Genomic DNA, 1819 nt, shown 5'->3' with positions numbered 1-1819 from the left:
CGGTCACCTGCGAGCGCGCCGCTCGCGGCAGGCGGCCCTCACGGTGGGCGGCGCGCTGCTGTTCGGACTCGCCGCGTGGGGCCTCACGGCGTGGCTCGCGCCCATGAAGCCTCCGCTGCTGGTGCAGGTGCTGCTCACCCTGCTGATCGTGGTGCCGCAGGGACCCCTGCTGTACCGCGTGATCTTCGCGCCGCTGCGCGAGGCGAGCACCCTCACCCTGCTGATCGCCGCGATCGCGCTGCACCTCGCACTGACGGGGCTCGCGCTGTACTTCTTCGGTCCGGAGGGCTCGCGCACGCCGCCCTTCTCGGAGGGCAACGTCTCGCTCGGCGGCGTGAGCGTCACCGCGCAGAGCCTGTGGACGGTGGGCTTCAGCGTGCTCGTCATGACGGGCCTGTACCTGTTCTTCGAGCGGACCCTGCCCGGCAAGGCGCTGCGCGCCACCGCCGTGAACCGCCTCGGGGCGCGGCTGAGCGGCATCAGCCCCGTCTACTCGGGCTACCTGTGCTTCACGCTCGCCGCGCTCATCGGGGCGCTCAGCGGCGTCCTCATCGCGCCGAGCACGCCGCTGACGTACGACTCGGGCTTCCTGATCGGCCTCAAGGGCTTCGTCGGCGCGATCATCGGCGGGCTCGTCAGCTACCCGCTCGCGGCGGCGGGCGCGCTGCTCGTCGGGCTGCTGGAGAGCTACTCGTCCTTCCAGTACAGCCAGTGGAAGGAGGTCATCGTGTTCGGCCTCATCATCCCGGTGCTGCTGTGGCGCTCGCTGACCTCGCACCACGTGGAGGAGGAGGAATGAGCGCCGTCTCCTCCACCCCGGCGCGGCGCTCCCCGCGTCCGCTGCTGGCGGGCCTCGCGGTGGTCGCGCTCGTGCTCGCGCCGCTCGTGCTGGGCTCCTTCCAGGTGACCCTCATGACGTACGTCGGGCTGTACGCGCTCGTGGCGCTCGGCCTCGTGCTGCTCACGGGCGTGGCGGGCTCCACGAGTTTCGGGCAGGCGGCCTTCATGGGCGTCGGCGCGTACACCACCGCGATCCTCACGATCAGTTACGGCTGGTCGCCTTGGGTGTCGCTGCTCGCCGCGCTCCTCCTCACGGCCGTGGTGGCGCTCGTGCTGGGCGGCATCACGCTGCGCATGCAGGGCCACTACCTGCCGCTCGCGACGATCGCGTGGGGCCTGAGCCTCTTCTACGTGTTCGGCAACGCGTCCTTCACGGGGGGCTTCACGGGCCTGCGCGGCATTCCCGCGCTCTCGGTCCTCGGGGTGCCCCTCACGGACGGACGCGCGTACTTCTGGCTGGTGTGGGGCGTGGTGGCGCTCGCGGCGGTCGCGGCGCAGAACCTGCTCTCGTCGCGCACGGGCCGCGCGATCCGCGCGCTGCGCGGCGGCGCCGTCGTCGCGGAGTCCTTCGGCGCGAACACGTACTGGCTGCGCGTGCAGACCTTCCTGCTCGCCGCGCTCCTCGCGTGCCTCGCGGGGTGGCTGTACGCGCACTTCCAGCGCTTCGTGAACCCCACGCCGTTCGGGCTGGGGCCCGGCATCGAGTTCCTGTTCATGGCCGTGATCGGCGGGAGCGGGTACGTGTGGGGCGCGCTGCTCGGCGCGGGCGTGCTGACCCTGCTGCGCGAGCAGCTCCAAAACATTCTCCCGCGCCTGCTGGGGCAGAGCGGCAGCTTCGAGATCGTCGTGTTCGGCCTGCTGGTCATCCTGACGCTGCAGTTCGCGCGGCGCGGTCTGTGGCCCCTCGTGGAGCGCCTCGTTCCGACGGGGCCGCCGCGCGTGTACGGCAGCGCCCCCCTGCTGCCGCGCCGCGAGCGGC

Annotated in this window: 2 protein-coding genes; both read left to right on the top strand. The window is 72.1% G+C overall.

The genetic code is table 11. The annotated features are described in order from the left end of the window. Positions 1-799: branched-chain amino acid ABC transporter permease (locus DEIPI_RS0112335; protein ID WP_027481962.1), on the top strand; the 799-nt coding region annotated here is incomplete at its 5' end. Then, positions 796-1819 (top strand): branched-chain amino acid ABC transporter permease (locus DEIPI_RS30750; RefSeq protein WP_169737096.1); only part of this gene is annotated, 1024 nt, incomplete at its 3' end. The genes DEIPI_RS0112335 and DEIPI_RS30750, both read left to right, overlap by 4 nt.

The organism is Deinococcus pimensis DSM 21231 (genome assembly GCF_000519345.1).
Lineage (GTDB): Bacteria > Deinococcota > Deinococci > Deinococcales > Deinococcaceae > Deinococcus_A > Deinococcus_A pimensis.
This window is presented reverse-complemented; position numbering and strand designations above follow the sequence as displayed.